Origin of the sequence: Persicitalea sp. (genome assembly GCF_041751555.1) — a bacterium.
Lineage (GTDB): Bacteria > Bacteroidota > Bacteroidia > Cytophagales > Spirosomataceae > Persicitalea.
In genome coordinates, this window is record NZ_JBGSXF010000521.1 from 1 (window position 1) to 6,796 (window position 6,796).

The window sequence follows — 6,796 nt, forward strand, 5'->3', positions numbered from 1 at the left end:
ACCCAATGAATTTTTGAAACGGGATGGCCATTCGCCCGAGCGGGTATTTGGCGTAGTGGAAACCTGACTGGAGACTAAAAGCTACTTGGGAACGAGTTGTAAATGGCTATCTTTTAGCATGATCTACCAGCGAATTATGCCTCAGTCTACTCTGCAAGATTTTTGGAGGAGTATTTTTCGGCCAGATCTTATGTATGACCCGGCTAAACAGCGTTTGGTTGGACCGTTCCCGTCACTACCCGAACATGGCCTGGAATTTTTCGCGAAGGGGTTGGTTACGTCGATGAACCCGCGCACAGGGATCGTGAATAAAGAGCCAAGGGTTACGATTTTTGGCCAGACCGTGTCCCGCCGTAATTATATGATGCCCTCCGAAGAATACTTGATGATTCGGGTTATTTTCACGTGGGGCCTTACACTGGTTGCTCAGAGAACCTATGTACAAAATGCTTCCTTAAAAAATTATGATGGCAAAGCTGTCAAATAAGGTAATTTTAACAAGAAATCTTTGATATTTAATAAATTAGCCTAAATTTATAGACATCTCCATCTGATCCGGTAAATTTCTGGAAAACCAGTTTGAATGTATCCAGCGAGAACAGTCAAAAATACAATATTTATGAATGTGGTTGCGGCACTTCTCCAGCTCAGGATGCTATTAATTCTTTCAATGGGCTGGTTTCTGATGAACATCCCCTGTTCAGTGCAGGCCCAGAAAAAGCGCATCGTTTTTGAAAATTTTCCTTCGGAAGCCGGGCTGCCCAGTATGATTCCTGATATTGCGCAGGACCATCAGGGCTATGTCTGGATCGCCACGGAGGATGGATTGATACGCTATGACGGGTACGATTTCGTGACGTACATTAATATTCCGGGCGACTCCACTTCCTTATCCCAGAATCGGGTTGAAAAGCTATACGTTGATTTTATGGGCGATCTATGGATCGGCTCTAAGTCGGACCTGGATCGATATAACCCGGCCTGCGACTGCTTTGTCAGGTATTCGGTCAAAGACTCTCCCACCGGGTATCAGCAGGCAGGGCAGGTCAATAGCTTCGCTGAAGATAAGAACAACAACCTCTGGATTGGTACTCAGCAAGGAGCGCTGTTCCGTTATAATCGGAAAACCAACCGATTCGTCCGCTTTCTGAATGATCCGGCTCAGCCCGAAAATATAGTGGGGGATGAGGTAAGGGAAATCTTGATAGATCGGAATAATCACCTTTGGATAGGCACAGGAGAGCCTTTTGGTGTTTCCGTTTCCAAGGGCAAAGGCGGGCTGTTACGGCTGGATTTAAACACGGGTAGCATAAAACGTTTTGTACATGATCCGGCTAACCCCAACAGCCTCCTCGACAATCGGGTGAGTGCCCTCCATGAAGATGATACCGGGAAGCTTTGGATTGGCACCTGCCAAAGCGGGCTACACTTCTTTGATCCCCGGAAGAAAGAGATTGTACGCATAACACCCGGTCTGGACAAACTATACGCTCCCCAGGGAAATATGGGCCAATGGTCTTCCTGTCCACACGTCAAATTTATTCGCCAGAGCGCCGATGGCGGTTTTTGGGTAGGAACTTATAACGGGGGACTCAATTATTATGATCCTGTTTCCAACGAACTCCATCACTATACCCACGATCCGAATGATCCTGGTTCGTTAAGTTCTGATCAGGTCTGGTGTTTTCTGGAGGACCGACAGGATAGGGTGTGGATAGGCGGCCTGCCGGGTAAGCTTCAGAAGATCGAACCATCCCTGCACAAGTTTACTAAATATACCCACGATCCAAAAAACCCCACCGGTTTATCCACTGGTCATGTTGTTGGGGCATACGAGGCCCCCACTGAGCCAGGCGTCCTGTGGCTGGGCACGCGGGGTGGGGGTCTCAATCGGCTGGATGCGGAAACGGGTCGATTCACCCACTTTCGCCACAATCCGAAGGATAAAAACAGCATCGCCAGTGATCTTGTCTGGACTTCCTACGAAGATCGAAACGGAACGCTCTGGGTAGGGACGGAGGCTGGGGTGGACACCCTGGATCGGAAGACTGGTAAGTTCACGCCCTTCCTATTGAAAAAAAACAACATCAGTACCCCCATGCCGTTCCCGGTCACGCGCATTCACGAAGACAAGCAGGGTGCGCTCTGGTTGGGTACATGGAGTGGCGGCATGATCCGTTTGAGTAAGGATAAAAAATCGGCAAAGCGGTATAATTTTTCTAATGAAAACCAGCAGTCGTTTTACAATAGTGTCTTTGCCATTCATGAGGCCAGAAACGGATCGATCTGGGCGGGTACTTTCCAGGGTGGGTTGTTTCAATACAATGCTCAAAAAGATCGGTTTGTGAGCCGCCTCAACGGGTACGGGATTACCGATGTTGTGGAGGACAGCACGGGAATCTTCTGGGTGGGTACTGTCAACGGATTGGTTAGCTTCAATCCGGAAAGTGGGGTTTTTCGACAATATTCCACTAAGGATGGAATGCCCGGCGGCAGTGTGAATGGTATCATTGCCGGAGAAAATGGCACTCTCTGGCTCTTTACTTCAAAAAACATAGTCCGGTTTGAACCGCTATCCGGCCAGACAACCTTGTATGGCAGTTCCGATGGCTTGACCGTGGCCGGCTTCAATCAAACCCAAGGCTTCAAAAGTGCCAGTGGACAATTGTATTTTGGGGCACAAGACGGCCTGGTTTCCTTTGATCCTAAGCAATTAAGCGGCAACCCCCATCCGCCGGATGTGCTTATAAGCAGTCTGCAAATAGCCGGAAAACCTTTTGATCTGCTGAGTTATAAAACCAATAGCGCTATCCAGATTCCGTTATCCCACCAGCAGAACGACCTGACCTTCGAGTACATCGGGCTGCATTTTACCAATCCTGCCAAGAATACCTACAAATACCGACTGTATCCCTACGAAACCGAATGGGTAGATGCCAGTACGCAGCGAACGGCCCGCTATACTAACCTCGATCCGGGAGAATACACTTTTCAGGTGATTGCCAGCAGCAGCGACGGGGTGTGGAACAAGGAAGGGGCCTCCATGCTACTTTACATAGCCTCCCCCTGGTGGACCAGATGGTGGGCGTATGCGCTTCTGGCCGGGCTACTTCTTGGTCTGGGCTACTGGTTTTATAGGTTCCAACTTTCCCGAAAACTCGCCTTCGCCGAAAGCAAACGCCTCAAAGAAATCGACCTCCTGAAAAATAGCCTGTACACCAATATTACCCATGAATTTCGTACACCCCTGACGGTCATTCTCGGCATGGCCGATACCTTACACAGCAAGGCTGTAGCGCAGCAGTGGAGCGATGCCGAACAGCCCTTGGAAATGATTCACCGTAACGGAGAAAACCTGTTACAGTTGGTGAATCAGATGCTCGATTTATCCAAGCTGGAAAGTGGTCATCTGGAATTGGAAATGTTGCAGTCGGATGTAATTCCTTATATAAAATACCTTTGTGAAAGCTTTCATTCGCTGGCTCAGGAAAAACACGTTGACCTGAGTGTCCATGCAGAAGTCGATGCACTGCTGATGGATTATGATGCTACCAAATTAGCCACGATCATTTCTAATCTACTGTCGAATGCCATCAAGTTTACACCCGAAGGAGGGAAGGTGATTGTAAATCTTAACCAGGTGTCAAGCCTCGGTCAGGATCATTTTTCAATCAAAGTAAAGGATACAGGGAAGGGCATTGGCGAGGCTGACATTCCTTACGTTTTTGATCGGTTCTACCAGGCCGATAGTTCCTCGGCCCGGCTACACGAAGGTACCGGTATTGGTTTGGCCCTGACAAAAGAACTGGTAGAACTCATGCACGGGAGGATAACGATAAAGAGTCAGGAGGGAAAAGGAAGCGAATTCATGGTGGAAATTCCGGTCACGACTACCGCACCCAAAGGTCCGGCTGTTCCGGCCTCGTCGGAAATTTTTCATGCTGCTCCCCGAATCAAAGAAGCATCCCTTTTAGAAAATGACCAGTCGCTGGATCTGCCCGTTGTCCTGATCATTGAGGATAATAAGGATGTCGTCAGCTATCTGATACTTACATTGGAGAATAAGTACCATTGTATCCACGCAGAAAACGGGCGAATTGGTTTAGAAATGGCCTACCAGAAAATCCCGGATATTATTATTTGTGATGTAATGATGCCTGGAATTGACGGGTATGAGGTTTGCGCCACGCTGAAAGCGGACGAACGAAGCAATCACATTCCCATTATCATGTTGACGGCCCGGGTTGAGCCAGAAGACCGGCTGACCGGATTATCGAAAGGGGCGGATGCTTATCTGGCCAAACCTTTTGAAAAAGCGGAGTTGCTCATCCGTTTGGAAAAACTGCTCGCCATCCGGCAACTACTTCAACAAAAGTATAGCAGTGGTCTTATCAGCAATACCCATCAAAACGGCATAGCCGACAATGGGGTTAGCAAATTCATGGCAAAAGTGGAAGGGATAATACTCGAACGTCTGGAAGACGAAGATTTCTCGCCCGATCAGTTGGGGGAGGCCATCCACCTTAGCCGCTCGCAGGTACACCGGAAAATAAAAGCCCTTACCGGAAAATCCACCTCCATTTATATTCGCCTGATTCGCCTGCAAAAAGCAAAAGAACTTCTCGCCTCCGATGATTTGACCATCTCAGAAGTCGCTTATCGGGTAGGCTTCAAATCTCCGGTCTATTTTTCTCAAATCTTCAAAGAAACCTTCGGAGAAAGTCCAACGGCAAGTCGCGATTGACTGATTTTCTTTAATCTGCAACAATAAAGAAAGCATTTGCAACAATGACGAAAGCAACACGATCCCGAATTGTGTTGCTTTGTAGTGTAGTACTGTAGTCCAAATAATAACTCATAAATCAGAAGGCACAAAAGCCGGGAAGCCGTTAAATCCAAAATCTTAAAACCAATCAATTCACACAAACAATAGAACAATGAAAATCAATAAGAACGACATTCCAGCAACCATGCAGGCACCGGATACCACCATGCGCGCACAGCCCAACTACGGGGGTATGACCGTATGCTTCAACGAAATGCCCAAAGGTACTGACTTTACGCCTCTGTTACAGGGGCTGGACCACGATAGTTGCCATTGTCCTCATTGGGGCTATGTGATAGAAGGAACTATGCTGGTAAAATACGACGATGGCAGCGAAGAAGTACTGCGGGCCGGAGACGTTTTTTATCTTCCCTCGGGCCACACCGCTATTGTGCAGGAAGCCATCAAATTCATTGAGTTTAGCCCGACGAAAGAATACAACGAGGTAATTACGCACGTAGGTAAAAAGATGGCAGAAATGGGGAGTTAACATCGACCGAGTTATCGGCTTATCCCGTGTTCTGAGTCCTCTCAGACCGTCCGCGCCGTAAGGCTGATTAAACCAGCGCGATCTTGTGTTTTTGTATTATTCATGGATTCACCTACCGTATAATAAAAAGTCTGAATATTTATAGGATTAAGGGGCAGTTCTTTGTACTTAGACTCAAATCGTTGGTCTGCTAAATATAAAAATCATGGATTTATTCGATTTCCAAAAATCCCGTCCTGACCTCTTTCCGCAGTTTACGCTGAAAGACACCTTGTTTTTATACTACAATTGCCCTCAGCGAGACGAAATCCTGCAATTGTACTCCAAGCACATCCAAATTTGCTTCACCATTAGTGGCAACCATATTTTTCATCATGGACAAAATACCTGGGTCTCAGATTCTAAAAAAGGTCTGTTTCTCAGGAAATGTACCTTTTTAAAAGAGTTGCCCCCTGATTATGATAATTGGGAGGTGCTGGCATTTTATTTAAAGGATGACTATTTGCGCTCCATTTTTGATGAATTCCGCCCTCATCTGAATTTGGTTGACCTTCCCGAACCAAACGAAGAAATGATGGAAGAATTTGTGATGGATGAACATATCAAGCTTTGTTTTCAAAGCTTGATCCCCTATTTCGGAGCCAAGAAAAAGTTGCCGGAAAGTATTTTAGAAAGCAAATTCAAGGAGCTGCTGTATAACGTTTTTGCTCATCCTGGCAATAAGCATATCCTGGCTTATATTTCTCGAATCGTCGATCGTTTCCAAACGCCAATTTGGAAAGTGATGGAAGAGAATTTCATGTATGATTTAAAGGTGAAAGAATTTGCTAATATCTCTAATAGAAGTCTGGAAACCTTCAAGCGTGACTTCAAAGAATACTACGGAACAACGCCGGGAAAATGGCTTACGGAGCGGAGATTGAACTTGGCCATGTCTATTTTGGAGGCGACGGACAAGACGGTCAGGGAAATCGCTTTTGAATCGGGATTTATCAACGCCTCTCATTTCAGCAGGGTGTTCAAACAGCGATTTGGTAAGCCCCCCACCGAGTTTCTTATTCCTCCAGCGAAAAAGTAAAGACATTGACCTTTTAAGAACAGTTCTTGCGAAAAGGAGCTACTAACTTTGTGCTGTTGCAAAACTTGGAAACCACCAAGCAGCTTTGCTTCGAGTGGTAGATTTAATGTTAGACCTAAACCTTAAGCCCTATGAATTATTCAGAATTAGCTCCCGAAATCAGCGGTGGTGTTATTTTGCGCAATAGCCAATACTACGACGAAGCCAGGTCGATCTACAACGCTATGATTGACAAAAAACCTGCTGCTTTTGCAAAATGCTTGAATACTGATGACGTGATTGCGGCGGTCAATTTCGGCCGGGCAAACGACTTAGAAGCGTCCATACTTAGCGGTGGTCATAACGGTGCAGGCTTAGGATTGGTCGATGATGGACTCGTAATCGATTTGTCCGAAATGAACGG

4 protein-coding genes are annotated in these 6,796 nt (G+C 46.6%); all 4 read left to right on the forward strand.

Going from position 1 to position 6,796, the window contains the following annotated elements:
• Positions 1-619 precede the first annotated feature (619 nt).
• Positions 620-4,744: a two-component regulator propeller domain-containing protein gene (locus tag ACEW8P_RS18630; RefSeq protein ID WP_373514584.1), complete on the forward strand. Its 4,125-nt coding sequence runs from the start codon at positions 620-622 to the stop codon at positions 4,742-4,744.
• Between the two features lie 193 nt (positions 4,745-4,937).
• Positions 4,938-5,315: a cupin domain-containing protein gene (locus ACEW8P_RS18635; protein WP_373514585.1), complete on the forward strand. Its 378-nt coding sequence runs from the start codon at positions 4,938-4,940 to the stop codon at positions 5,313-5,315.
• Positions 5,316-5,520: 205 nt separating this feature from the next.
• Positions 5,521-6,393: a helix-turn-helix domain-containing protein gene (locus tag ACEW8P_RS18640; protein WP_373514586.1), complete on the forward strand. Its 873-nt coding sequence runs from the start codon at positions 5,521-5,523 to the stop codon at positions 6,391-6,393.
• A 131-nt stretch (positions 6,394-6,524) separates the two neighbouring features.
• On the forward strand, positions 6,525-6,796 hold a 272-nt coding region (locus ACEW8P_RS18645; RefSeq protein ID WP_373514587.1), incomplete at its 3' end, for an FAD-binding protein.